This window comes from Dyadobacter psychrotolerans (assembly GCF_004349265.1).
GTDB lineage: Bacteria > Bacteroidota > Bacteroidia > Cytophagales > Spirosomataceae > Dyadobacter > Dyadobacter psychrotolerans.
In genome coordinates this window covers 282,539-306,870 of the sequence record NZ_SMFL01000006.1, presented here as the reverse complement: position 1 = coordinate 306,870, position 24,332 = coordinate 282,539, and the positions used below count along the sequence as shown (strand labels likewise).

General features: G+C 41.4%; 24 protein-coding genes. 5 read left to right on the top strand and 19 right to left on the bottom strand.

Annotation, left to right across the window (positions count from 1 at the left end; translation table 11 throughout):
- Positions 1 to 104: 104 nt before the first annotated feature.
- From E0F88_RS18405 to E0F88_RS18395, 3 genes are read left to right on the top strand one after another with little or no spacing between them, the layout of a single operon-like run.
- Complete coding sequence (locus E0F88_RS18405) at positions 105 to 1,577, top strand: DUF1501 domain-containing protein (RefSeq protein ID WP_131959734.1); 1,473 nt, start codon at positions 105 to 107, stop codon at positions 1,575 to 1,577.
- 17 nt (positions 1,578 to 1,594) lie between these two features.
- A complete protein-coding gene (locus E0F88_RS18400) occupies positions 1,595 to 3,088 on the top strand; it encodes a c-type cytochrome domain-containing protein (protein ID WP_131959733.1) in 1,494 nt (497 codons plus the stop codon).
- A gap of 39 nt (positions 3,089 to 3,127) precedes the next feature.
- The gene (locus E0F88_RS18395) at positions 3,128 to 4,051 is read left to right on the top strand and encodes a sugar phosphate isomerase/epimerase family protein (protein ID WP_131959732.1); all 924 of its coding nucleotides are present in this window, start codon (positions 3,128 to 3,130) and stop codon (positions 4,049 to 4,051) included.
- Positions 4,052 to 4,069: 18 nt separating this feature from the next.
- Here the strand turns inward: E0F88_RS18395 and E0F88_RS18390 are convergent, their stop codons facing one another.
- Positions 4,070 to 4,690, bottom strand: a complete 621-nt coding sequence (locus E0F88_RS18390; RefSeq protein WP_131959731.1) for a Uma2 family endonuclease — start codon at positions 4,688 to 4,690, stop codon at positions 4,070 to 4,072.
- A gap of 68 nt (positions 4,691 to 4,758) precedes the next feature.
- Positions 4,759 to 5,244 carry a free L-methionine (R)-S-oxide reductase MsrC gene (msrC, locus tag E0F88_RS18385; protein WP_131959730.1) on the bottom strand — a complete coding sequence of 162 codons (486 nt, stop codon included), beginning with the start codon at positions 5,242 to 5,244 and terminating at the stop codon, positions 4,759 to 4,761.
- A 169-nt stretch (positions 5,245 to 5,413) separates the two neighbouring features.
- On the opposite strand from msrC, the gene purU reads away from it, so the two are divergent.
- Positions 5,414 to 6,247: a formyltetrahydrofolate deformylase gene (gene purU, locus E0F88_RS18380; RefSeq protein ID WP_131959845.1), complete on the top strand. Its 834-nt coding sequence runs from the start codon at positions 5,414 to 5,416 to the stop codon at positions 6,245 to 6,247.
- 139 nt (positions 6,248 to 6,386) lie between these two features.
- Here purU and E0F88_RS18375 read toward each other — a convergent pair whose 3' ends face one another.
- The 16 genes from E0F88_RS18375 to ilvD all read right to left on the bottom strand — a co-directional run bounded on the left by E0F88_RS18375 (position 6,387) and on the right by ilvD (position 22,247).
- Positions 6,387 to 7,541: a 2-isopropylmalate synthase gene (locus tag E0F88_RS18375; RefSeq protein WP_131959729.1), complete on the bottom strand. Its 1,155-nt coding sequence runs from the start codon at positions 7,539 to 7,541 to the stop codon at positions 6,387 to 6,389.
- Positions 7,542 to 7,811: 270 nt separating this feature from the next.
- Positions 7,812 to 8,882: a 3-isopropylmalate dehydrogenase gene (leuB, locus tag E0F88_RS18370; RefSeq protein WP_131959728.1), complete on the bottom strand. Its 1,071-nt coding sequence runs from the start codon at positions 8,880 to 8,882 to the stop codon at positions 7,812 to 7,814.
- Positions 8,883 to 8,930: 48 nt separating this feature from the next.
- Positions 8,931 to 10,502: a hydroxymethylglutaryl-CoA lyase-like TIM-barrel protein gene (locus tag E0F88_RS18365; RefSeq protein ID WP_131959727.1), complete on the bottom strand. Its 1,572-nt coding sequence runs from the start codon at positions 10,500 to 10,502 to the stop codon at positions 8,931 to 8,933.
- Positions 10,503 to 10,585: 83 nt separating this feature from the next.
- A complete protein-coding gene (gene leuD / locus E0F88_RS18360) occupies positions 10,586 to 11,182 on the bottom strand; it encodes a 3-isopropylmalate dehydratase small subunit (RefSeq protein ID WP_131959726.1) in 597 nt (198 codons plus the stop codon).
- A 109-nt stretch (positions 11,183 to 11,291) separates the two neighbouring features.
- Positions 11,292 to 12,695 (bottom strand): 3-isopropylmalate dehydratase large subunit, encoded by a 1,404-nt coding sequence (gene leuC / locus E0F88_RS18355; RefSeq protein WP_131959725.1) that lies wholly within the window; start codon positions 12,693 to 12,695, stop codon positions 11,292 to 11,294.
- A 250-nt stretch (positions 12,696 to 12,945) separates the two neighbouring features.
- Positions 12,946 to 13,794 carry an AraC family transcriptional regulator gene (locus E0F88_RS18350; RefSeq protein ID WP_131959724.1) on the bottom strand — a complete coding sequence of 283 codons (849 nt, stop codon included), beginning with the start codon at positions 13,792 to 13,794 and terminating at the stop codon, positions 12,946 to 12,948.
- Positions 13,795 to 13,805: 11 nt separating this feature from the next.
- Positions 13,806 to 14,147 carry a HepT-like ribonuclease domain-containing protein gene (locus tag E0F88_RS18345; RefSeq protein ID WP_131959723.1) on the bottom strand — a complete coding sequence of 114 codons (342 nt, stop codon included), beginning with the start codon at positions 14,145 to 14,147 and terminating at the stop codon, positions 13,806 to 13,808.
- Positions 14,128 to 14,436 carry a nucleotidyltransferase family protein gene (locus tag E0F88_RS18340; protein WP_131959722.1) on the bottom strand — a complete coding sequence of 103 codons (309 nt, stop codon included), beginning with the start codon at positions 14,434 to 14,436 and terminating at the stop codon, positions 14,128 to 14,130. Before E0F88_RS18340 ends, E0F88_RS18345 begins: the two co-directional genes overlap by 20 nt.
- Positions 14,437 to 14,493: 57 nt before the next feature.
- Entirely contained in the window at positions 14,494 to 15,753 is a 1,260-nt protein-coding gene (gene ilvA, locus E0F88_RS18335; protein WP_131959721.1) for a threonine ammonia-lyase, read from the bottom strand.
- A gap of 262 nt (positions 15,754 to 16,015) precedes the next feature.
- The gene (locus E0F88_RS18325) at positions 16,016 to 16,228 is read right to left on the bottom strand and encodes a 2-oxoisovalerate dehydrogenase (RefSeq protein ID WP_131959720.1); all 213 of its coding nucleotides are present in this window, start codon (positions 16,226 to 16,228) and stop codon (positions 16,016 to 16,018) included.
- 182 nt (positions 16,229 to 16,410) lie between these two features.
- Complete coding sequence (gene ilvC / locus E0F88_RS18320; protein WP_131959719.1) at positions 16,411 to 17,457, bottom strand: ketol-acid reductoisomerase; 1,047 nt, start codon at positions 17,455 to 17,457, stop codon at positions 16,411 to 16,413.
- A gap of 62 nt (positions 17,458 to 17,519) precedes the next feature.
- Positions 17,520 to 18,053: an acetolactate synthase small subunit gene (gene ilvN, locus E0F88_RS18315; RefSeq protein ID WP_131959718.1), complete on the bottom strand. Its 534-nt coding sequence runs from the start codon at positions 18,051 to 18,053 to the stop codon at positions 17,520 to 17,522.
- 52 nt (positions 18,054 to 18,105) lie between these two features.
- Positions 18,106 to 19,866, bottom strand: a complete 1,761-nt coding sequence (gene ilvB / locus E0F88_RS18310) for a biosynthetic-type acetolactate synthase large subunit (RefSeq protein WP_131959717.1) — start codon at positions 19,864 to 19,866, stop codon at positions 18,106 to 18,108.
- 13 nt (positions 19,867 to 19,879) lie between these two features.
- The gene (locus E0F88_RS18305) at positions 19,880 to 20,182 is read right to left on the bottom strand and encodes a hypothetical protein (protein WP_229213817.1); all 303 of its coding nucleotides are present in this window, start codon (positions 20,180 to 20,182) and stop codon (positions 19,880 to 19,882) included.
- Positions 20,160 to 20,345, bottom strand: coding sequence for a hypothetical protein (locus tag E0F88_RS34320; RefSeq protein ID WP_229213816.1), 186 nt, complete (start codon positions 20,343 to 20,345; stop codon positions 20,160 to 20,162). The genes E0F88_RS18305 and E0F88_RS34320 overlap by 23 nt, the downstream gene beginning before the upstream one ends.
- 216 nt (positions 20,346 to 20,561) lie before the next feature.
- Positions 20,562 to 22,247 (bottom strand): dihydroxy-acid dehydratase, encoded by a 1,686-nt coding sequence (gene ilvD, locus E0F88_RS18295; protein WP_131959715.1) that lies wholly within the window; start codon positions 22,245 to 22,247, stop codon positions 20,562 to 20,564.
- A gap of 332 nt (positions 22,248 to 22,579) precedes the next feature.
- Between ilvD and murQ the strand changes: the two genes are divergently transcribed.
- Positions 22,580 to 23,383: an N-acetylmuramic acid 6-phosphate etherase gene (gene murQ, locus E0F88_RS18290; RefSeq protein WP_131959714.1), complete on the top strand. Its 804-nt coding sequence runs from the start codon at positions 22,580 to 22,582 to the stop codon at positions 23,381 to 23,383.
- Between the two features lie 68 nt (positions 23,384 to 23,451).
- Here murQ and E0F88_RS18285 read toward each other — a convergent pair whose 3' ends face one another.
- Positions 23,452 to 24,240, bottom strand: coding sequence for an NIPSNAP family protein (locus tag E0F88_RS18285; RefSeq protein ID WP_131959713.1), 789 nt, complete (start codon positions 24,238 to 24,240; stop codon positions 23,452 to 23,454).
- Between the last annotated feature and the right edge of the window lie 92 nt (positions 24,241 to 24,332).

Below are 24,332 nucleotides of genomic sequence, written 5' to 3'. Positions count from 1 at the left end.
GCAATGAAAAAGCCTAAAAGGCTTCAATTTGAATAGCCCCGGGTAAAACCCGGTGGATGAGTAAAATGTTTCTAATTAATAACCCTGAAAGGGTTAAATAACCTATGGAAAAGCTGTTAAAGGAATTGCAATACGCACAACTGGAGCGCCAGACAAGGCGACATTTCCTGCAATCCTGTGGGTTCGGGTTAGGGGCGTTGGGATTAGGTTCGCTGCTTACTTCCTGCGGAACTTCAGATGCTGTCACCGGCAGGGCAGGGGAGTCGCTCTCTGCCAGAATTCCTCATTTTGCTCCAAAAGCCAAACGGGTCATTTATATTCATATGGCAGGAGCACCCTCCCAATTGGAGCTTTTTGATTACAAACCGGAGCTATTAAAATATCACGGAAAAGACTGTCCGGCAGAATTTCTTGAAGGGAAAAAATTTGCATTCATACAAGGTGTTCCAAAAATGCTGGGTCCGCAAAGCAAATTTGCGCAGTATGGACAATCCGGTGCCTGGATGTCGGATTATGTTCCTTATCTGCAAACAGTTGCTGATGAAATTACTTTCATGAAGGCAATGCATACGGATCAGTTTAATCATGCGCCGGCTCAGCTTCTGATGCATACAGGAAGCGCGCGATTAGGAAGGCCAAGCCTGGGTGCATGGGCAACTTATGGATTAGGATCCGAGAACCAGAATTTGCCCGGATTTATTGTGCTTGCGTCAGGCGGACAGCCAGATGCAGGGAAGAGTGTTTATGGCAGTGGATTTTTGCCGTCGGTTTATCAGGGAGTTCAGTGCAGAACGGGTGGTGATCCGGTTCTCTATGTGAGCGATCCGCATGGAATGAACCGTGACATGCGAAAACAAACCATCGAAGCAATAAACGAAATAAACAAACAAACTTACGAAGACGTACAGGATCCGGAAATTCTGACGCGCATAAGCCAGTATGAAATGGCATTTCGTATGCAGATGTCTGTGCCTGAAGTAATGGATGTTTCGAAGGAGCCGCAGTATATCCTGGATATGTATGGTGTAAAACCGGGAGACGGCACTTTTGCGATGAACTGTCTTTTGGCCCGTAAACTGGTTGAAAATGACGTTCGTTTTGTACAGCTTTTTGACTGGGGATGGGATGGTCATGGTACTTCCAAAGATCATAACGTGGAAGGTGGCTTACGACAAAAATGCAGAGAATCCGATCAACCTGTTGCAGCTCTTTTACAAGATCTCAAAATGCGCGGATTACTTGAAGAAACGCTGGTTATCTGGGGTGCTGAATTTGGACGCACACCGATGCAGGAAAATAGAAACGGACTTGTTATGCCCTTCATGGGTCGTGATCATCATTTGGATGCTTTCACCATGTGGATGGCAGGTGGCGGTGTCAAGAAAGGATTTTCTCATGGTGAAACAGACGAGTTGGGATATTATGGTACAAAAGATAGGGTTCATGTGCATGATCTGCAGGCCACCATACTGCATTTAATGGGATTTGACCACGAAAAATTTACTTATCCTTTCCAGGGAAGAAATTTCAGGTTAACTGATACAGAAGGAAAAGTGGTTAAACAAGTCATTGCTTAGCGTAGTCGTTTTAAATTATGTTTTACCCTTTTCTTCAGGATTCAGGCTGGGCTTTATTTATTGGAAGGTTCCATCCGGTGCTGGTTCATTTACCGATTGGCTTTTTATTTATTGCTGCTCTGCTAGAGATCGGCAGACGTACCGGAAAAATCAGTGTAAGTGAATCTGCCATTTCATTTATCTTATTGTGGTCTGCAGTAGGAGCAACTTTGGCCTGTATCGCCGGTTATTTATTGTCTCTTGGCGGAGGATATGAACAGGAATTACTGGACGATCACAAATGGCAGGGAATAGGTGTTGCCGCTTTTGCCTGGATTGCCTGGGCTGTAAAATCAGATTTACTGGGTAAAAGAATTCCTTTTGGTCCTGCATTTTACCTGCCTGCACTTGGATTGGCTACTATTCTTACGATGACAGCCGGACATGACGGAGGCTCGCTTACACATGGTGAAGGGTACCTGACACAATACACGCCCGAACCTTTCCGGAGCCTGGCCGGCATCCCTCCGATGGCCGAACCAGTTACAGAAGTAAAACCAATTGCCAATGTTGAGGAGGCCATTGTTTATAAAGACATCGTTCAGCCAATTCTGGAAATGCGCTGCGTACAGTGTCATAACGCAAGTAAGCAAAAAGGAGATCTACGGATGGACCAGTTGGCTCTTTTGCTTAAAGGAGGAAAAGGCGGCCCTGCTTTGATTTCCGGTAAAAGTGCGGAAAGCGATATGATCAAACGCTGCCTGCTACCTGAAGATGACGACAACCACATGCCACCCAAAGGTAAACCTCAGTTAAGCAATGAGCAGATCACGTTGTTATCCTGGTGGATCGATCAGGGTGCTTCGGCTGATAAAAAGGTAGCAGAATTGAAAAAAACGGAAGCTGTTAAAATGGCTTTGGCATCGCTGGGTTCGGGAGGTTCCGGCCCGGTTGTTAAAAACATGGAATCAGCAATTGCCGGATTAAAAGTTGAGCCTGCTGATGAAAAGGACATTGAAGCATTAAGAAAAGCCGGATTAATTGTAAACAATTTATCTCTGGACCAAAACCTGATTGAAGTTAGTGCTGTAAATGCTTCCGGTTTTAATGACAAACAATTGGATTTACTAATGGCCGTATCAGATCAGATCGCCTGGCTGAAACTTGGCGGAACAAAGATTACCGATGAAGGAATGAAGGCAATTTCAAAGTTAAAAAACCTAAATAAAATTCATCTGGAACATACCGCCGTAACGGATGCAGGTATTGTCAGTCTAAAAGACTTACCACATCTGCAATACATAAATCTGGTAGACACGAAGATTTCTGATGCGGGCTTACGGAATATTGCTTCCCTGAAAAGTTTGCGGTCGGTTTATGTCTGGAAATCGGCAGTTACGGATAGTGCGGTTAGTCAGGTAGGGCGACAGTATCCACAGCTTTCGGTTGTAAACGGATTTAATGAAGCGGCAGTTGCGACCTTTGTTAAGGCAGGTGGAGATACGTTACAAACCGCGGAAATCAAGAAATAACGTGGAGTTAAAATCATATCCGGAAAATATCATATCAAAATGAACAGGAGAAACTTTGTAAGCGCTGCCATAGCCAGTGCAGGTGTCATATCGGGCATTGATGCTGTTGCCGCAAAACAGGCAGCACCTTTTCAGTTTGATAATAAATTATCCTTAAAGATTTTCGGAACAAACTGGGGTTTTGTCGGAAACACAGATGCCTTTTGCGCTGCCATTAAAAAGGAAGGTTACGACGGGACAGAAATGTGGTGGCCCGGGTCCAAGGAAAGACAGGCTGAATTATTGACCGCATTAAAAAAATATGATCTTCAGATTGGGTTCTTATGTGGATCTGCATCTGTCGATTATCCTGTACATTTGGATGGGTTTAAAAAATCGATTATTGCCGCTACCACTGAATTTGGACAAAAACCGGTTTATATAAATTGTCATAGTGGAAAAGACTTCTTTACTTATGATCAAAATAAGGCCCTTATTGATCACACCACGGAGATATCTGCTAAAAGTGGTATTCCGATTTATCATGAAACGCACCGTGGACGAATGCTTTTCGCTGCTCACATTACCCGCAACTTCATAGAAAAAAATCCGGGATTAAAACTTACTCTGGATATTTCGCACTGGTGTAATGTGCATGAAAGTCTGTTACAGGATCAGGAAGAAACCGTGAAACTTGCATTATCGAGAGTAGGCCATATTCATTCGCGTATTGGTCATGAAGAAGGCCCTCAGGTGAGCGATCCCCGCGCTCCGGAATGGGAGGCTGCTGTAAAAGCACATCTGAGCTGGTGGGATAAGGTGGTTGAACACAAAGTAAAAAGTGGAGAAAGGCTAACTGTACTGACCGAATTTGGACCGCCCAATTATTTACCAACCTTACCATATACCAAACAGCCTGTAGCAGATCAGTGGGTAATTAATGTTTATATGATGAAGATGCTGAGAGAGAGGTATTTGAAATAGATTGAGTAGCGTTGCTTCTTACACTTCTATACCTTCTTCATCAAGAAGATTTTTAATATTTAAAAAATGGTTGTCAAGAAGAAAAATGTCCTCATTCCATTTTACAACTCTTCCTTCATCTTCATCATTACTTATGACAAAAACAGTTCTGGATGAGGTCATTATCCAAATGACGTTTTCCGTTCCTGAATCAATTAATTTTTGTGATTTTTTTAGAATATAGTCGAAGTCGCCGAAATGTTGCCCTTCTATTTCGGCCTTAATATCCACTTCAATTACAACCTGAGGCGCAGTTTTTAAATAATTCCTGGAAAGCTTTTCTGTCAGTTTCCTTTGACTGATAGCAATATCAATCCCTAAATTATTTCCTTTTGATAGATTTAATCCCACTTCATTTGTCCTAATCATATATTGTTTCCTATCTATTGTGTTAAATAGATATCCAACGATTAAGGCAATAAGTGCACTTTGAACATCAGAACAAGACATAATTTCCTCTGGTTGTTTTAACCCGGCTATAACGTCCCTGTAACCCTGATAATAAACGGGTTTTCCATTCCAGTGTTCATAAATCAGTACATCCGGGATTGTATTTGATTTGATGCCACTTTTTTTCTTTTTTTCGATGACTTCAACCATAACGTTCACTGGTTATCTGAAACTTTTTGAAATATACGTAATTTGAAATACAAATGTTGTATTCTTTTTTACAGCTTTTTTTCGATCAAACGAATCACATTTTCTAAAAACTTAGCATCAGTTTCACTAAAATCGTTCAGTTCGTCACTATCCACGTCCAGCACCATGGCAACTGTACCGTTACGATGAAAAACGGGTAATACAATCTCAGATTTCGAAGCCGAACTGCAAGCAATATGTCCCGGAAATGCTTCAACATCGGGAACGATGATTGTTTTTTGCTGCGAATAACTGGCTCCGCAAACACCTTTATGAAACGGGATACGTGTACAGGCAATCGGTCCCTGAAACGGGCCAAGCACCAGCTGGCCTTCTTTGGCAATGTAAAATCCAACCCAGAAAAAACCGAAAGCCTCTTTTAATGCTGCACTGATGTTCGCCAGATTTGCCGTCAGGTCACTTTCAAATTCAATAAGAGATGCAATTTGCGGTACAAGTGTGTCGTAAATTGTTTCTCGGTCTGTTGTTTGTGGAATAATGAGTTCTTCAGCCATTTTTCTAAAATTCAGTTTCAATGGAAAATCAACAGGAATTTAAAAGTAAAAGTTACAAGTCTCAATAATAAGTATCGAAAAAATTAACTGGTTATTATGGAGGATATTGGTTAAATCAATATGAAATATGTTATTTCGCAGATTCTTTTATTATGAAGTTGAACGCAGAATGACGCAGCGCCACATATTGTTAATGGATGGTCCTGACCATAAGGGCCTTATATACAAGGTTACACGCATCCTTTTTGAAAATAACCAAAACATTATCCGAAATGATGAATATGTGAGTCCTTCCAAATATTTTTTTATGCGTACCGAGTTTGAAGGAGAAACCGACGCAAGCGAACTGCTTACAGTACTTCAAAAAGAATTGCCCGCAGGAATTAACCTTCGGCTTAACCCGAAAAAGAAAAAGGATATTGTTCTTTTTGTTACCAAAGAACATCATTGCCTGGGTGAGCTTTTAATAAGATATGCCTTCGATGAACTGGATGCGAATATTCAGGCTGTGATCAGCAACTACAATACATTACAGCCTCTGGTAAGTAAATTCGGGATTCCTTTTCATTACATTTCACACGAAAATAAAAGCCGCGAAGAGCATGAAGAATCGATTCTAAGAACGCTGGATGTTTACCGTCCGGAGTATTTAGTATTGGCAAAATATATGCGTATCATCACCGCAGACTTTGTAAATCATTACCCGGATCGGATAATCAATATTCATCATTCGTTTTTGCCGGCATTTATCGGTGCGAATCCTTATAAGCAGGCATACGAAAGAGGTGTGAAAATTATTGGCGCCACTGCGCATTTTGTAAATAATGATCTGGATGAAGGACCAATAATCGCACAGGACATTAAGCCGGTAGATCATCGTCACACGGCTTTGGATATGTCTACTTTAGGAAAGGACACGGAAAAGGCCGTTTTGTCGAAGGCGTTGAAACTGGTTTTTAACGACCGGGTTTTCATTCACAACAACCGGACTATCATCCTGTAAAATAGAAAAAAGCCCTTAGTCAGAATCACCGAGGGCTTTTTGTAATCTGATGGATGTTATTGAATATGTAATTCTACAAAAAAATCTTCAAAACATCAAATTCATATTCAGGCTATTAGCAATTCTAATAGGATTCTAATTAAACGGGAATTGCCGTCCGTGCCAAATCAACAAGGTCAGCGTCGTTGACTTCTTTTTTCAAATCTGCTACTTCCAGGAAGCGGGTATACAATTCATCTAAAGCAGGTTTGTCAAAAGAGAAGCCCAGAAGTTCTAACCGGTGTTTCAGAGCATGGCGTCCGCTGCGGGCAGTGAGTACAATATCCGATTTATCCACACCAACATCCTGTGGATTCATGATTTCATAGTTCAATGTATTTTTCAGGTGACCATCCTGATGAATTCCTGACGAATGTGCAAATGCATTACGTCCGACAATGGCTTTATTGGCCTGAACAGGCATACGCATCATTTTGGAAACCAACTGGCTGGTTGGATAGATAAACTGTGTGTTTACTCCTGTTTCAAGGCCAAGCTCTTTGTGAACGTTTAAAGCCATAACTACTTCTTCCAGAGAAGTATTACCGGCTCTTTCACCAATTCCATTGATTGTAACCTCTACCTGGCGTGCACCCTGGCTTATTCCAGCAATAGAATTTGCAGTTGCCAGTCCCAGGTCATTATGACAGTGAATAGAGATAATTGCTTTATGTATATTTTTTACATTTTCGAAAATGTATTTGATCTTGTTTCCATATTCTTCGGGAAGGCAATATCCAGTTGTGTCGGGGATATTAACAACTGTTGCACCCGCGCCAATTACCGCTTCAACGAGTTGGGCAAGGAAAATTAAATCTGCTCTGCCAGCATCTTCACAGTAAAATTCAACGTCTTCTACCTTACCTTTTGCGTACTTGGTAGCAGCAATTGCCCTTTCAATAATCTTCTCACGTGTGGTATTAAACTTGTGTTGAATGTGGATATCAGATGAACCAATACCCGTATGGATTCTTCCACGTTTCGCATATTGCAAGGCGTCAGCAGCCGCATCGATGTCACCTGTAACGGCACGGGATAGTGCACAGATTATAGGCTCACGAACTGCTTTGGATATCTCAACCACAGAACGAAAATCACCTGGGCTTGATACCGGAAATCCTGCTTCAATTACGTCAACACCTAGTTTTTCGAGTTGTGTGGCTACAATTATCTTTTCTTCAGTAGTTAACTGGCTGCCTGGCACCTGCTCGCCGTCCCGTAAAGTTGTGTCGAAGATTTGGACTCGCTGACTCATTGATGGGTATTTTGATTATAATGGAATTACGAATTTAATACTTTTCAAACAATATAAAACCCTTTCCCGATGACAGGAAAGGGTTTTTTGAACGACTCAAAACAATGCCCTTCCCGTTAACACGGAATGTTGAGAAGAAGCAGATTAAAGTTTTGATCGTGTGTTGTCATGGAACTGAGTTTGCGAAATTTCGCTGACTATCATTTTGTTCTGCAAAGAAAGTATAACTTTTGTTTTAAACAAATAATATTTGGCAAAAACTCTGTAAAATCAGATCCTTTTTAAAAGTTCTTCACCGGCTGCCTGCGTGTTTAAAATCATGTTTTCCGGCGTAGAGGCGTCCGCAATATCCCTGGTACGGAAACCGTCTTTCAGAAGTTTATCAACAGCCGCAATAATTGTATCAGATTCTTCTTTTAATCCAAAAGAAATATCAAGCAATAATGCAGCCGAAAGTACAGATGCTAATGGATTGGCGATACCCTTACCTGTAATATCATGAGCAGAACCATGGATTGGTTCGTAAACGCCGGTGCTGTCTCCTATTGAAGCGGAAGCCAACATACCCATTGAGCCTGCAATCTGACTCGCCTCATCTGTAAGAATATCACCAAACAAATTTGCTGTTACAACTACGTCAAACCGGCGTGGATCTTTAATGAGCATCATGGCTGCTGAGTCTACAAACATATGTTCAACTTCAACATCAGGATATTCAGGAGCTAGCTGCTGAACAACCTCTCTCCATAATCTGCTGGTTTCAAGAACGTTCGCTTTGTCTACCGAACATAGTTTTTTTCTTCTTGTACGGGCTGCATCAAAAGCTTTACGCGCAATACGTTCAACTTCGAAACGGCTGTATTCAGCAATATCGTAAGCAGTATCACCGTCATTTTTACGACCTTTTTCACCAAAATATATGTCTCCGGTTAATTCGCGGAAGAAAAGGATATCTGAACCTTTCAGGATTTCAGGTTTGATCGAAGAAGCTTCAAGTAGTTCATCAAATAATTTGATCGGGCGAAGATTGGCATACAACCCAAGTTCCTTGCGCATCTTAAGTAATCCCTGTTCAGGACGCACCTTTGCACTCGGATCATTATCATATTTTGGATGGCCTACGGCACCGAAAAGTACGGCATCAGAAGCTCTCATTTTTTCAAGAGTTTCGTCAGGAAGCGGATTGCCGGTAGCTTCGATGGCAACATGCCCGATCAGTGCTTCATCGTAAGTAAATTCATGCCCGAATTTCTCGGCAATTTTCTCTAAAACTTTTTTACCAACTTCTGTAACTTCTTGCCCGATGCCATCACCAGGAACGATTAAGATATTTTTTTTCATTAATATTCAGTGTTTATTTAATGTCTTGAATCCTTTTCTGTTAGCGTCTTATAAAGCATTTATCATCGCCATATCCTGCCGAGTCAAAGGTTTTTCGGGTATACCTATTAGGTTCAGCATTTTCTGAGTAGCCATAATTGCAGAAACAGTCTGATCGGAATCTAATCCTCTTGTTTTCACATCCTTTCCATTTATTTCCCAGGTAATGATCGTTTCACAAAGTGCGTCGGTTCTACCTCCGGGAGGAATACGCACGGCATAATCCGTCAGCATAGGCAGGCTGATATCTTTTTTGCAGTAAATCTTTTTCAGCGCATTCATAAATGCATCATACTGTCCGTCGCCTTGCGCACTTTCCTCAAAAAGCTCTTCGCCAAACCGGATTTGTAAAGTTGCGGATGGTTTCAGGTTTTTAGAATGTGTCAGTACATAATTGACGATCACCACTTTCTCCTCAATAGCATTGCTGTCAAGCACATCGGAAATAATGTAAGGAAGGTCATCCGGCGTAACAGCTTCTTTCCTGTCACCCAGCTCAATAATCCGCTGTGTTACTTTTTTCAGATCGGCATCTGTTAAGGTAATACCCAGGTCCCGAAGGTTGTTTTCGATATTCGCTTTTCCTGATGTTTTTCCAAGTGCATAAGAACGAAGCCGCCCAAAACGCTCAGGCATTAACTTGCTGAAATACAGATTGTTTTTCTTGTCTCCATCTGCATGTATTCCGGCAGTTTGGGTGAATACACTTTCGCCGACGATTGGTTTATTAGACGGAATCCTGATACCGGAAAACGTTTCGACAAGTTTGCTTATGGTATAGAGAGACTTTTCGTTGACAGACGTTTCATATTCGGGCAGAAAGTCTTTTAAAACAGCAATGGTACTTGCCAAAGGCGCGTTTCCGGTTCTTTCTCCCATTCCGTTTACGGTGAGGTGTAGCCCGTGAACTCCGGCTCTGAGTGCTTCCATGACATTGGCTACGCTTAGATCGTAGTCGTTATGGGCATGAAATTCAAAGCGGCTATTGGGGTAGCGATCAACGATTGACTTGACAAACTCGTAAGACTCGGAAGGAGTAAGAATACCCAGTGTATCAGGCAATAAAATCCTTTTAACCGGCATTGTAGTCAGGAAATCAAGCGCATCAAAAACGTACTCTCTGGAATTACGCATTCCATTACTCCAGTCTTCAAGATAAACATTGCAGTCTATACCAGACGACTGCGCCAGTTCAATAACATTACGGATGTCTTCAAAATGCTCTGCAGGTGTTTTTTTAAGCTGGTGCGTAAGATGATTAATAGAACCTTTCGTAAGCAGGTTCATCACCTTCGCTCCCGTCTGAAGCATCCAGTTAATCGAAGCATCGCCGTCTACAAACGTAAGCACTTCAATCTTGTCCAGAAAACCATTGATTTTTGCCCAATCCGTAATCTTTTTAACCGCTTCAAATTCACCTTCTGAAACTCGTGCAGAGGCGATTTCAATGCGGTCAACTTTAACTTCCTGTAACAAGAGCTGGGCAATTGTCAGTTTTTCGGAAGCGGAAAATGACACTCCGCTGGTTTGTTCACCATCGCGGAGTGTCGTATCCATTATTTCTATATAGCGTTTACTCATAGGGCTATCGGAAACCGGCCGTCAGCAGTCGGCCTGCATCGGAAAAAAATGCCGAAAGCCGATTGCCGAAAGCCGACAGCCATTTAATATAATCTTGCTGCTTCGAATTCAGTGATCTCGTTTTTCATAGCCTGAAGATAATCGATATCGTCAAAGCCATTGATCATGTTATGTTTTTTATAACCGTTTATGTCAAACGATTCTTTCTCTCCCGTTGCAACAAGTGTGATCGTCTCTTCCGGAAGATTTATTTCAAGTTCTGCATGAGGATCTGCTTCGATCGCCTGAAATATTTTGTCAAGAAATTCTTCACTGACCTGAACAGGTAAGATGCCGATGTTTAAAGAATTACCTTTAAAAATATCCGCAAAAAAGCTGGAAACCACACAACGGAACCCATAATCGTAAATCGCCCAGGCAGCATGTTCCCGGCTTGATCCGCTGCCGAAATTACGGCCGCCTACCAGGATTTTTCCTGAGTAAATGGGATTATTTAAAACGAAATCTGCTTTTGGAGTATCGTCGCCATTATAGCGCCAGTCTCTGAAAAGGTTATCTCCAAAAGCTTCACGTTTGGTAGCTTTGAGAAAACGGGCCGGGATAATCTGGTCGGTATCAACGTTTTCGATCGGCAAGGGAACTGCCGTACTTCTTAATATGGTGAATTTGTCGTAAGCCATGTTAGTAAGCTGTTAGCTTTTATCTATTGGCTGTTAGCTTTCCAGCGTACAGAAAATAGTTTTGCGTTCAGCGTTTAGATTTTAATATTTAATAACTGATACCTGGGTTTTACATCAAATCCCTCGGATCTGTAACCATCCCGGTTACGGCGGCGGCGGCTGCAACCAATGGGCTGGCCAAAAGCGTGCGTGCTCCCGGGCCCTGGCGGCCTTCGAAGTTACGATTTGATGTACTTACTGCATATTTACCAGCTGGTATTTTGTCATCGTTCATAGCAAGACAAGCCGAGCAGCCTGGCTGACGAAGTTCGAAGCCGGCTTCGGTCAGTATATCCAGAATTCCTTCTTCTTTGATCTGTGCTTCAACGATATGCGAACCCGGAACTACCCAAGCTGTCACGTTATCGGCTTTTTTACGTCCTTTTACGATAGAGGCAAAAGCACGGAAATCTTCAATACGTCCGTTGGTACAACTGCCAATGAATACGTAATCAATTTTCTTGCCTAACATGGATTCATTTTCATGAAAACCCATGTAATTCAACGATTTGTCATAAGTTGCTTTTCCGCCTTCCACTTCACCCGATGTAGGAATGTTGCGGGAAATTCCCTGGCCCATTCCCGGATTGGTTCCGTAAGTGATCATCGGTTCGATGTCGGCAGCGTCAAAATTGTATTCTTTGTCAAAAACAGCGCCTTCGTCGGTTTTCAAAGTTTTCCAGTACGCCAGGGCTTTGTCCCATTTTTCGCCTTTTGGAGCCTGATCACGTCCGTTGATGTAATCGAATGTAGTCTGGTCAGGAGCGATCATGCCACCTCGTGCGCCCATTTCAATACTCATATTACAAACCGTCATACGGCCTTCCATAGACATATTTTCAAACACATTACCGGCATACTCAACGAAATAACCCGTTGCTCCGGCAGTAGTCAGTTTTGAAATAATATATAAAGTAACATCCTTTGGCGTTACTGCTTTGCCTAATTTGCCATTGACGTTTACCCGCATTTTCTTTGGCTTTGGCTGCATGATACATTGCGAAGAAAGCACCATTTCAACCTCAGAAGTACCAATTCCGAATGCAATTGCACCAAACGCTCCATGGGTAGACGTATGCGAATCACCGCAAACGATCGTCATGCCCGGAAGTGTGATTCCGTTTTCAGGTCCAACTACGTGTACAATACCATTTTTTGCGTTTCCAAGCCCCCAGTGAGAAATACCATATTTCGCAGAATTTGTTTCCAGAGCATCCAGCTGTTTTGCAGAAAGAGGATCCTGAACCGGAAGATGCTGGTTGATCGTTGGAGTATTGTGATCGGCTGTTGCAAAAGTGCGGTTTGGGTAAATAACACCAACGTTTCTGCTTTCAAGTCCAAGAAAAGCAACCGGACTGGTTACTTCGTGAATAAAATGACGGTCGATAAAAAACACATCAGGACCGTCTTCAATTTTACGTACAACGTGTGAATCCCACACTTTGTCAAAAAGGGTACTTGTTTGATTACTCATTCTCAATTTATGGTGAATATGTAACTAATATTATTTTTACTGATCTGCATCTTAAAGAGATGCTGTTAAACCAAAATCTTTCTGGTAAATGATCGGGGAACAAATTTCATCACAATAGCTTGGAACAGTATAACGGGAAACGTTCAAAAAGTAGTGATTTTGGTTTGAAAGGATAGGTTGAGCGGAAATCTTTATCAATTTCTAAGAAATTTTTAAAAATAGATTGGGTGAGTACTATTTGGATATATGATTATGCATGCTTTTTCGGTGTAACCCCAAATTTCTCTTTATACATTTTTATAAAATGAGAAACACTTTCATACCCAATCTCAGTACTGATTTCTGTTACGTTTTTAGTGTTATTCCTCAGCAAAAAGTCGGCGTAATCCAGTCTTTTGTTTTTCAGCCAAAGTGCGGGTGAAGTTTTAAAATCTTCCTGAAAATCCCTTTTAAAAGCAGACAGACTTCTGCCGGATAATCGCGCAAGCTCGTTTAAGGTAAGCGGTTTAAGATAATAGCTGTTCATTAAAAAAGAGAGATCTACCTTTTCTCCGATATACAAGCTATAAAGGTTCGCTCTCAGTTGCTTTGACTTGTCCAATTCCAGTAGGTGAAGTAACAATTCCTGAAATTTTAAACGGAGAAAGTGGTTTTTCAATTCCGTTCTGGACTTGAAATAAGGAAAAACTGACTGGATGAACTTTTCAAAATTCTCATTCCCCTTAAGAGGCAAGATCGGGTTTTCAAGGGTAGTGGTTGCTTCTTCCGGATTAAAAAGTTCAGGATGAAGATTTACAAATTCTTTCAGCAGTTTTTCGTCAAAAAAGAAAACCAGGCTTTTATAAGACTCATTGATCGATTCGGACATCAGGTAAAAACCGCGCTGAATAAAAAGGATATCCCCTTTTTCAACATAAACTTCCTGCGTTGGGCTGCTGAATTTTTTTTCGCCTTCCAGAACGACAATCACCGCATGCTCTTCAAAAAATACTTCATATTTGGACGGGTAAACTTCGTTACGATAGGCAACAAAAGTCATGTCCTGAATCTTTAGAGATTCAAATTCCTGGGAGCTGATATCTGAGGGTACGCGTAGCAAGGTGGTTAAAACTAATGCTCTCTTTCAATAATCAATTTGATCCAAAGCAAATTGAAAGGTATTTCTGTTTTAATTGCATCCCATAGAAGGGCATAATCAATTCCCAAGTAGTGATGAATCATACGATCTCTCAAACCAGCGAAACCACGCCAATCGAATAAAGGGTATTTGAATCTTATCTCGTCAGGAACCTTTTTGCATGCCTCTCCGACTATTTCAAAGCTTCGAACAATTGCCTTTGTAAGTATCTCATTGTTTACAAACTCTTCAAAATCGAGCTCGGAAGTATTCTTATCTATAAAAGAAAGCTCATTTTCAATGTGTTGTAGAAACTCAATCAATAAAGGTGACATACTCGATTTCTTCTTGAACGTTTCTTTTAACAAATGAAGCTAGCGATTCCCAGGTAACAAGCTCAACTTTACGATTTAGAAGTGCTTCTAAATAGTCAGCAAGGTTCATAAAGTTTCTGTATGTTTTTTTTCCTTCTGTAAATTCAACAACAAGGTCAACATCACTTCCATCCTTTTGTTCTTCGCGAACAAATGATCCAAACAAACCTATCCTTTCAGCTCCAAGTTGCTTAATAGCAGGTTGGTGATTTTGAATCAATTGAAAGACTTCTTGTTTATTCTGAACCATGCTTGATCGTAGATTATAAAATATAAATTTAATATTTTATAATTAAATACAGGCAGTTCAAACCATGAACTGAAACAAATCCGGCTGGTCGTTCAGGTATTCGTAAACAATTTTGTGCTCATCCATCCGGCTGATGAGCGGTGCAAAATCTTCCCGGTTTTTTAACTCAATTCCTACTAAGGCAGGGCCTTGTTCCCGGTTTGTTTTTTTGACATATTCAAATCGGGCGACATCGTCATTTGGCCCAAGCACATTCAAAAATTCACGGAAAGCACCGGAACGTTGTGGAAAACGAATAATGAAATAATGTTTCAACCCTTCGTAAAGCAGAGAGCGTTCCTTAATTTCTTCCGTTCTGGTAATATCATTATTCCCGCCGCTGATGAGTGCTACAACGTTTTTACCCTTTATTTCCTCTTTTACAAAATCCAATGCAGCAACTGTTAAAGCACCTGCAGGTTCGGCCACGATCGCTTCTTCATTGTAAAGCTGTAAAATTGTGGAGCAAACTTTTCCTTCGGGAATCAGTAAAACTTTGTCCAGACTTTTACTGCATATTTCAAACGTCAGATCTCCCGCCCGTCGAACAGCCGCGCCATCTACAAATTTATCTATATGGTCAAGTGTCACCACTTGTCCTGCCTGCATGGATGCGTGCATCGTGGGTGAACCTTCCGGCTCTACTCCGATCAGGCTTGTTTTGGGAGAAAGCTGTTTAAAAACGGTAGAAATGCCCGATGCCAGTCCGCCTCCGCCTATGGCCATAAGCAGATAATCAACCTTAAAATCGGCATCCTTAAAAATTTCAAGGCCAACTGTACCTTGTCCTTCAATTACCTGAAGATCATCGAAAGGATGAACGAACGTAGCATTATTTGCTTTTTGATAAATTACTGAGGCGTGGTAAGCGTCATCATAAGTATCACCAACCAAAAGCACATCCACCCATTCTTTACCAAATAACCTTACCTGTTTTACTTTTTGGGCAGGTGTAGTTGTAGGCATAAATATGGCACCTTTTACTTCCATTTTCCGGCATGCATAAGCAACACCCTGTGCATGGTTTCCGGCACTTGCGCATACTACACCGCCTGACAGTGCTTCGGCACCCAGACTAGCCATTTTGTTATAAGCACCTCTTATCTTGTATGACCGAACGGTTTGCAGATCTTCTCTTTTCAGATAAATATTTGCTTCGTATTGCTCAGATAAGTGTGCATTGTAAAGTAATGGCGTATGATTGATTACTCCGCGAAGTCGTTCGGCGGCGAGAAAAATGTTGTCGAGTGTGGGGGCGGAGTGAGTTGGAGCGATCATTAATTATAATTGAGCGAGAATTGATTATCCAAAAAGTACTTGTGAAATGTACTTGGGATCCTTCCCATAATGTTCAGCAATATCTTTAACGATCCCTCGTAAAGTATTTGTTTTATTGGTTTGTGATCAGGAATGGTATGATGTTGTCCGTTGCATGTCGTTGTAGCACGAATGTGACTTCCAACTTGCCTGGTTTTTTCATAACCAAAATGTTTAAAACAAAGTTTGAGCAAATTTTTTCCTGAAAGATCAGTTGGAATTATCATACAATCGCTAAAACTTCATCTTTGACGAAATGGAGATGGGCGATCTTTGGTTTATCAGCCGGATTGTCGAAATGAAATTTAATTGCTTCCTGAATATTTTTTTTCAGATCATTCATAGTTTCTGCATCTGTAAAAATGGACTCACCCAGCGCTTGGGCGGTAAAGCCACCTTCTTCGGCCTCGTTAATAAGAAAAACAATCTCCTTCATGTTTCTGTGTCTTTTGCTTATCAAATATATGCTTTTTTGACTCAGGCTGCAATCCGAACTTTGGTTCAAATAGTCTTGTGTAACTAATCGACTAATTGTTGGTATTTTTAAAGCTCTTAAAAACAAAAGTACCCCCAAACCGACAAGCTCAGGGGTACATATAAATATCACTTGTTCAAAAACTAGCTGTTCTCAGGACGCAATCCGCGAACGGTAGAGCCAGCTCTCCACATTTCTGAATCACGAAGTTCTGCAAGCTCAACTTCCAGTTTAACACGGTAGTCAGGCTGTGAGTTACGTGTGATGGAAATAGAAGCTTGCTCGCCTGATTTTACAGAGTTGTAAAGTTGTTCGAAAACTGGTTTCGTAGCATCACGGAAAGGTTTCCACCAATCCAGAGCACCACGCTGAGCGGTTGTAGAGCAGTTTGCGTACATCCAGTCCATTCCGTTTTCAGCTACAAGCGGCATCAATGATTGTGTCAACTCTTCAACTGTTTCGTTAAAAGCTTCCGATGGAGAGTGTCCGTTTGAACGAAGCACTTCATATTGAGCTGCGAAAATTCCCTGAATTGCACCCATCAAAGTCCCGCGCTCACCTGTAAGGTCAGATGTTACTTCACGGTAAAAATCTGTTTCGAATAAATATCCTGATCCAACGCCAATACCCATTGCGATACATTTTTCACGAGCTTTGCCAGTTGCATCCTGGAAAATAGCGAAAGATGAGTTCAATCCTTTTCCTTCTACGAACAAACGACGAAGCGAAGTTCCTGATCCTTTTGGAGCAACAAGATACACATCCACGTCAGCAGGAGGAACGATGCCAGTCTGATCTTTATAAGTTACACCGAAACCATGCGAGAAATAAAGAGATTTTCCTGCAGTAAGGTTTGCTTTAACAGTCGGCCATAATTCAATTTGAGCGGCGTCAGACAGAAGATAGCAAATGATTGTACCTTTTGCCAAAGCTTCTTCAAGTTCGAAAAGTGTTTCGCCGGGAACCCATCCGTCAGCAACGGCTTTGTCCCATGATTTACCACCTTTGCGTTGTCCAACAATTACGTTAAAACCGTTGTCACGCATGTTCAGGCTTTGGCCCGGGCCTTGTACGCCGTAACCAATTACAGCGATGGTTTCATTAGAAAGTACTTCACGTGCTTTTTCAAGAGGGAATTCTTCACGGGTTACTACTTCTTCTTCGACCCCGCCGAAATTTAATTTTGCCATTGATTATTGATTGGATTGATTAATTACTGGATTTAAAAACAATATTACTAAAAATGAATTTGCTACTGATAATATTCCCACTCAGCCTCAGGCAGATAATCTACCAGTGTTTGCGGTGATTTACTCACGGCTACGCGTCCTGATCTAACAAATTCCAGGATTTCATGTGGTTTTATATAGTCGAAGAATTCAAAAATTTCTTCTTCTGTACCTGTCTTCTGAATGATAACGTAAGTCAAATGCCAGTAAACGACCCAGGCCTTATAAGTTTTGTTGATCGTTTCGATGTCAAGTGGTTTAGCGCCGATTGGTGTGGAGATTTTGAACATGGCTATTTCATTGTAGGCAATGTCTTCATTCAGGTAACCAAAAACGGCCAGTACCTCTATAACTTTACGGATCTGGCGAACAAGCTTTTCAACAGCTTCTCGTGATTCGTGGCGGATAACGATCGTGAAACGTGAAATTCCTTTACGTTCCGTTTCCGACACCGTCAGACTATCAATGTTGATCCGTCTGCGGGTAAGTATGGTTGTGATCTTGTTGAGAATACCAATTGTATTTTCGGTAAAGACACAGATGGTGTAAGTAGTCATGATCTTTTAATTTCTTGTGGAATTGTAAACTGGTTTTGAAATTTCATTTACCTTATTCCAATCTGATATCTGCCACACAAGCTCCTGTTGGAACCATTGGGAATACGTTTTCTTCTTTTTCAACAAGTACTTCCAGTAAATATGGTTTGTCGGAAGCCAGCATTTTATCAAGCGAGTCGTTAAGATCTTCTCTTAAACCACAGGTGTGCCCGTCTATACCAAAACCTTTTGCAATTGTTATAAAATCAGGATTTTGAAGTTCCACAAAAGAATAGCGTTTCTGGTGGAAAAGCTGCTGCCATTGGCGAACCATTCCCAAAAAGTTATTATTCAGGATGATGATTTTCACCGGTAAGCCGCTTTGTGCAATTGTACCCAATTCCTGTATTGTCATCTGAAAACAGCCATCACCAATTATCGCAACAACTTCACGATCAGGCGCACCTACTTTAGCTCCGAAAGAAGCAGGCAGAGCAAAGCCCATCGTTCCCAATCCGCCGGATGTGATAAATGAGTTTGGTTTTTTAAACTGGTAATAACGGGCTGTCATCATCTGGTGCTGACCAACGTCGGCCACAATAACCGCTTCACCTTTTGTTTTATCAGAAAGTGTACGAATCACTTCCGCCATTTTAATTTTTTCGGTCGTCGGGGCAAGTTCAGGCTGAGTAATTTTCTCATCCTCAATTGCATCAAACTTCTTGAACTCAGCTCTCCAGGCTTCGTGATTGTTCTGATTTACAAGTGGGAGCAACATTTCAAGTGCTCTTTTGGCATCACCGACAACAGGCGCTTCCGCCTTTTTTATTTTATCAATTTCTGCCGGGTCAATTTCAATATGTACGATTTTCGCCTGTGTTGCATATCGGCTTAAATCGCCGGTTACGCGATCATCGAAACGCATCCCGATGGCGATGATTACATCACACTGGTTAGTAAGTACGTTTGTTCCATAATTTCCATGCATTCCAAGCCAGCCTACATAATTAGGATGGTCTACGGAAACAGATGAAAGGCCAAGTAATGTAGAAGCTGCGGGAATATCTGTTTTTTCAATAAACTGCAGCAGTTCTTTTTCTGCTCCGGCGATTTGAACACCATGTCCAAAAAATAAGAATGGACGTTTTGCTTCATTTATCAGTTTCGCTGCCGCTGCAACCTGTTCCTCTTTTGGAGATAACCGCGGGTGATAGCTAATCAGTTTTTCACATTTTTTGTGTGAAAAAGGTTTAGTCATCAATTTCTGCTGTGCATCTTTTGTAATATCGATAAGCACCGGACCAGGACGGCCGGACTTCGCTATATAAAACGCTTTGGCAATGATCTCAGGAATTTCGTCTGCGTTTGTGATCTGGTAGTTCCATTTTGTGATCGGAATGGTGATTCCCATTACATCCGTTTCCTGAAATGCATCCGTCCCCAAAAGATGTGAAGCAACCTGTCCCACGATACAAACCATCGGAGTTGAGTCGATTATAGCGTCGGCTATTCCGGTTACCAGGTTCGTTGCTCCCGGCCCTGATGTTACTAAACAAACACCTACCTCGCCTGTTATGCGGGCAAATCCTTCCGCAGCGTGTGCCGCGCCTTGTTCATGGCGAACCAGAATATGGTTTACCTGATCCTGATAATCATAAATTGCATCATAAACAGGCATAATCGCTCCACCGGGGTAACCGAAAATTGTTTCGACTCCTTCGGCGATCAATGACTGAATTACCGCATGAGAACCGTTGATCAGTTCTGGTGTTGCTACCGAAACAGGCTGGTCAGCGATTTGGGTAGTCTGTGTTTGGGTTTCATTAAATTCCATGACCTCTACTTATTTAGTCGGATGAATTTTCTAGATTTTCAATATCGTTAATATCCCTTGGCCGTCCGGCAGCTTTTTTTGCTGTAATCAGGTCTTTATAATGTATCAGTCTGATTGTTAAATTATCTACAATGTGATCTGATGCATTTTCAAAGGCATAGTCAAATTCCAAGCCTTTTAATTTTGTTATTATATCAATAGAAACTGGTGCTCTGCCAAAGGTGAAAACATCAAAGGCTGGGTTTGATAAAAAGTTAGACTCTGTCATATCAAATAGTCGCATTCCAAATCTTCTAAAAGCCTTTCCTATTTTCAAATAATTTTCCTTCGTTTTTTTTTACCCAGATATCCATGTCTCCGGTCGTTCTGGAATAGCCATGAAGAATTACTGAATAACCTCCAACCAAAATATATTCAACATTATACTCATTTAACGATTTCAAAAAATCTTGAAAGTCGTCGATGAAAATATTTGCCATTATACCGAGTGTTTTCGCATTGAGAAAACAGTTCTATCCATTTTTGGAGGGTTGTTCAAGTCAAATTGAAATGCAACACTATTCAGGTAATTAGCCGCCATCAATCTTTCAACTGATGTTTTTGGTTGGTTTTTCGCATAGTATTTTTCAGTTTCTTCATGTGTTCCGGCATGAAAAGCTGTTCTGTTCAATTTGAATTGGCCGTTCTCCATATTTTTACGCTTCGTCGGTAACACAACCTTCACTGGCTGATTTCACTGTGCGGATATATCGTCCCAACATTCCTTTTGTGAATTTTGGCTCCGGTTGTATCCAGGCAGCTTTCCGTTCTGCCATTTCTTCATTAGAAATATGGACAATCAGCTGGCGTGTGTTTGCATCAATCGTAATTCGGTCGCCATCTTTTACCAAAGCGATCGGACCACCGTCAAATGCTTCCGGTGTAATGTGTCCTACCACAAATCCGTGTGTTCCTCCTGAGAAACGACCATCTGTGATCAGTGCAATTTTATCGCCCAATCCGGCTCCCATTACCGCAGATGTTGGTTTCAACATTTCTGACATACCAGGCCCACCCTTTGGTCCTGCGTTACGGATAACTACCACGTGACCTGCCTTGATTTCTCCTTTGGAAAGCATGGTAATAATTTCCGTTTCGTGCTCGCAAATTTTTGCTTCGCCGTCGAACGTCAAACCTTCTTTTCCAGTAATTTTTGCAACAGAGCCTGTTGGTGCAAGATTACCGTATAAGATCTGGATATGTCCCGATTCTTTAATCGGAGTTTCCAGAGGAAAAATTATTTTCTGGTTTTCAAAATTAAGGTCCGGTGCTTCGGCTAAATCTTCTGCCAATGTTTTTCCTGTTACAGTCAAACAATCACCGTGTATCATTCCTTTGGAATACAAATATTTCATTACGGCAGGAACACCACCGATGGCAAGAATATCTTCCATGAAGTATTTACCACTAGGTTTAAGATCGGCTATAAAAGGAACCTTATTGGAAATTGCCTGAATATCATCCAATGTCAAAGGAAGATCTGCTGCGCGTGCAATCGCAAGAAAGTGCAATGCCGCGTTTGTAGAACCACCTAATGCCATCACCAAAGTCAATGCATTTTCAAGCGATTTTTTTGTGATAATATCTCTTGGTGTAATGTTCAGTTCAAGCAGGTTTTTCATTGCTGCACCGATTTTCTTACATTCTTCCTGTTTTCCTTCGTGTGTTGCGGGGTAAGAGCTGCTGAAAGGTAAACTTAAACCCATTGCTTCGATCGAAGCAGCCATGGTGTTGGCAGTATACATACCACCGCAGGCACCCTGACCGGGAATTGAATTTTGTATTACTCCTTTATAGTCTTCGTCGGAAATATTATTGGCGAATTTTTTACCAAGTGCTTCAAACGCAGAAACGATATCAAGTTTTTGTCCTTTATAATGTCCTGAACGGATCGTTCCGCCATAGACCATGATCGCCGGGCGGTCCAGGCGAGCCATTGCCATCACAGCTCCCGGCATATTTTTGTCACAACCTACAACAGCGATAACCCCATCGTACCATTGTGCAGCAACAACCGTTTCAATCGAATCAGCAATAATATCACGGCTTGGAAGTGAATAACGCATCCCGTCGTTACCGTTTGTCATACCATCGGAAACACCAATTGTGTTGAATATCAAACCAACCATGTTATTGGCCGTGATGCCTTGTTTTACATAAACAGAAAGTCCGTTTAAGTGCATGTTACAAGGATTTCCTTCATAACCTGTACTGGCAATGCCGATTTGCGGTTTTGCCATATCCTCTTCTTTTAATCCAATGCCGTAAAGCATCGCCTGAGCTGCCGGATTGGTAACTTCCTGGGTTAGGGTTTTTGAAAATCTGTTAAGTTCTGTCGCCATGGTGAATATATTGTAAATAAAAACACCTCACTCCCTGGTGGTGAGTGAGGTGCAGGATATTAGCTATACCGTCCCACTCACGTTGTACACGTGACCGTTAGTGGACTGGAAATGAGCATAGCCGGTTTCATAATTCTTGATAAAAACGGAAAAAATTAGTTTAGCGAAATTTCGCTGTTTTGATGTTTTCGTTACAAATTAGAAGTCATTCTTTTTATTTTCCAAATAATGAAGCAATTTTTTGAAAATATTCTTTGATAAATACCAAATTTACAGTGGTAAAAGAATGGTAATTGGAAAATAATTACTTTTGAAAGTTAAAACCAGCTCATATGTTAACTACCGAATCGTCGTCCTTATATAATAATCTTGAAAAAATGTCAGTTCAGGAAATTCTGCATTCCATCAATCAGGAAGACCAGACCGTACCTCTTGCCGTACAAAAATCTCTTCCTCAGATTGAGGCCCTGGTGGAAGAAATTGTTCCGCGTATGAAGGATGGTGGAAGACTGTTTTATATTGGTGCAGGTACAAGCGGGCGTCTGGGTGTCGTGGATGCTTCGGAATGTCCGCCAACATTTGGAGTTCCTTTCGATCTGGTTGTAGGAATCATTGCAGGAGGAGATAAAGCGATTAGAAAGGCGGTGGAAAATGCTGAGGACGACTGGAATCAGGCGTGGGTAGATTTAGAGCCTTATGCCCTGACACAAAACGATACACTCATTGGCATTGCCGCTTCGGGTAGAACGCCGTATGTTATCGGTGGTTTAAATAAAGCAAAAGAGGCCGGTTTGCTTACAGGATGTGTGGTTTGTAATGACGGGTCACCGGTTGCCAAGGCAGCGGAATTTCCGGTTGAGGTAGTTGTGGGGCCGGAGTTTTTGACAGGAAGCACGCGTATGAAAGCAGGAACTGCCCAGAAACTGGTTTTGAATATGATCTCGACGGCAGTTATGATCCGCCTTGGAAAAGTAAAAGGGAACAAAATGATCGATATGCAAATGACAAACGAAAAGCTTGTTAACCGGGCTATTCGCATGATCATCGATGAATTGGGTGTTTCACCAGATGAAGCGGAGTCTTTGCTTGAAGAACATGGAAGCGTTCGCGGAGCGATTGAGGCGGTGAAAAAGTAGTAAACATTAAGGAGTTAAGAAAATTAAGACTTAATAAACCTTAACTCCTTAATGTTAATATTGAAATACTAAATATCCGAATACTCCGTCGGGAATAAAAAAAGCTGAACGTTTTTAGAAACGTTATTCTGATATTCAGGATTTACTTTAAGTTTATTCCATTCTTCATCAGCACTAAAGGCTTTCCAGTGTTCGTCACGGGATGCCTTGTTTGGAAATGTAGTCATGTACATCAAATTTGGCATGTGGCTGCCGGCAACTACTTCGCCATAAAATACAGCATTAAAACCAAGTCGTCTAAAAAGAGGAACTTCACCACCGACATTGAACATTTTTACTTTGTTCCAGTAAATTTTCTCGGTATGGCTTTCGTAACTGCGCAGCTCATAGACACGTTCGTTTTTTGGTCCGTCAAGCTTTGGTTTTTCAAACATCGGCATTTCAGTAAATGCCTGCAAAACGATTGATTCGATCCGGAAGTAAGGAGGATTTTTGTAATCTGCGTCGATATAATCTTTACCGGCTGCCAGATATGCGGCATCTTTATCCAGTGATTTGGGAAGTTTAAGGAGTTGATCCAGTGATTTTAAAGGGGTAAACACATAAATCAGCTTTCCGGCAGAAGTATCAGTAAGTACTGGTTTAAATACGCCCACACTTTTTATCCCCGCACGATGCAAAGCAGGCAGGTAAGCATCTTTTAAAAAGTTTTCAACCCGTGTTTCCTGGTCTTTACTCTTAAGATGGTAAATCTTAATTTCATAAAATTCCCTTTTTGCAGCAAAAGCCAGGGAACTCATACAGATCGTTAAGATCAGAAATGTAAAGAATTTCCCAGGCTTGAAATATTTTTTCATTAGAAGTATTATAAAAATGGATTGAATATTACTGCTAATAAGACGACGTATTATTGACTTTACCCGGGAGCTGCAAATTATTTATTTTAGGA

Bases quoted from the DNA above. Each gene is read 5' to 3' on its own strand.
- msrC (WP_131959730.1), bottom strand. From the start codon at position 5,244: ATGGCTGAAGAACTCATTATTCCACAAACAACAGACCGAGAAACAATT.
- ilvN (WP_131959718.1), bottom strand. From the start codon at position 18,053: ATGACTACTTACACCATCTGTGTCTTTACCGAAAATACAATTGGTATT.
- E0F88_RS18340 (WP_131959722.1), bottom strand. From the start codon at position 14,436: ATGGTTCAGAATAAACAAGAAGTCTTTCAATTGATTCAAAATCACCAA.
- E0F88_RS18395 (WP_131959732.1), top strand. From the start codon at position 3,128: ATGAACAGGAGAAACTTTGTAAGCGCTGCCATAGCCAGTGCAGGTGTC.
- ilvB (WP_131959717.1), bottom strand. From the start codon at position 19,866: ATGGAATTTAATGAAACCCAAACACAGACTACCCAAATCGCTGACCAG.
- leuD (WP_131959726.1), bottom strand. From the start codon at position 11,182: ATGGCTTACGACAAATTCACCATATTAAGAAGTACGGCAGTTCCCTTG.
- E0F88_RS34320 (WP_229213816.1), bottom strand. From the start codon at position 20,345: ATGGCAAATATTTTCATCGACGACTTTCAAGATTTTTTGAAATCGTTA.
- ilvD (WP_131959715.1), bottom strand. From the start codon at position 22,247: ATGGCGACAGAACTTAACAGATTTTCAAAAACCCTAACCCAGGAAGTT.
- E0F88_RS18325 (WP_131959720.1), bottom strand. From the start codon at position 16,228: ATGAAGGAGATTGTTTTTCTTATTAACGAGGCCGAAGAAGGTGGCTTT.
- E0F88_RS18285 (WP_131959713.1), bottom strand. From the start codon at position 24,240: ATGAAAAAATATTTCAAGCCTGGGAAATTCTTTACATTTCTGATCTTA.
- E0F88_RS18400 (WP_131959733.1), top strand. From the start codon at position 1,595: ATGTTTTACCCTTTTCTTCAGGATTCAGGCTGGGCTTTATTTATTGGA.
- leuC (WP_131959725.1), bottom strand. From the start codon at position 12,695: ATGAGTAATCAAACAAGTACCCTTTTTGACAAAGTGTGGGATTCACAC.
- E0F88_RS18345 (WP_131959723.1), bottom strand. From the start codon at position 14,147: ATGTCACCTTTATTGATTGAGTTTCTACAACACATTGAAAATGAGCTT.
- E0F88_RS18405 (WP_131959734.1), top strand. From the start codon at position 105: ATGGAAAAGCTGTTAAAGGAATTGCAATACGCACAACTGGAGCGCCAG.
- murQ (WP_131959714.1), top strand. From the start codon at position 22,580: ATGTTAACTACCGAATCGTCGTCCTTATATAATAATCTTGAAAAAATG.
- purU (WP_131959845.1), top strand. From the start codon at position 5,414: ATGACGCAGCGCCACATATTGTTAATGGATGGTCCTGACCATAAGGGC.
- E0F88_RS18375 (WP_131959729.1), bottom strand. From the start codon at position 7,541: ATGAGTCAGCGAGTCCAAATCTTCGACACAACTTTACGGGACGGCGAG.
- E0F88_RS18390 (WP_131959731.1), bottom strand. From the start codon at position 4,690: ATGGTTGAAGTCATCGAAAAAAAGAAAAAAAGTGGCATCAAATCAAAT.
- leuB (WP_131959728.1), bottom strand. From the start codon at position 8,882: ATGAAAAAAAATATCTTAATCGTTCCTGGTGATGGCATCGGGCAAGAA.
- ilvC (WP_131959719.1), bottom strand. From the start codon at position 17,457: ATGGCAAAATTAAATTTCGGCGGGGTCGAAGAAGAAGTAGTAACCCGT.
- E0F88_RS18365 (WP_131959727.1), bottom strand. From the start codon at position 10,502: ATGAGTAAACGCTATATAGAAATAATGGATACGACACTCCGCGATGGT.
- ilvA (WP_131959721.1), bottom strand. From the start codon at position 15,753: ATGATCGCTCCAACTCACTCCGCCCCCACACTCGACAACATTTTTCTC.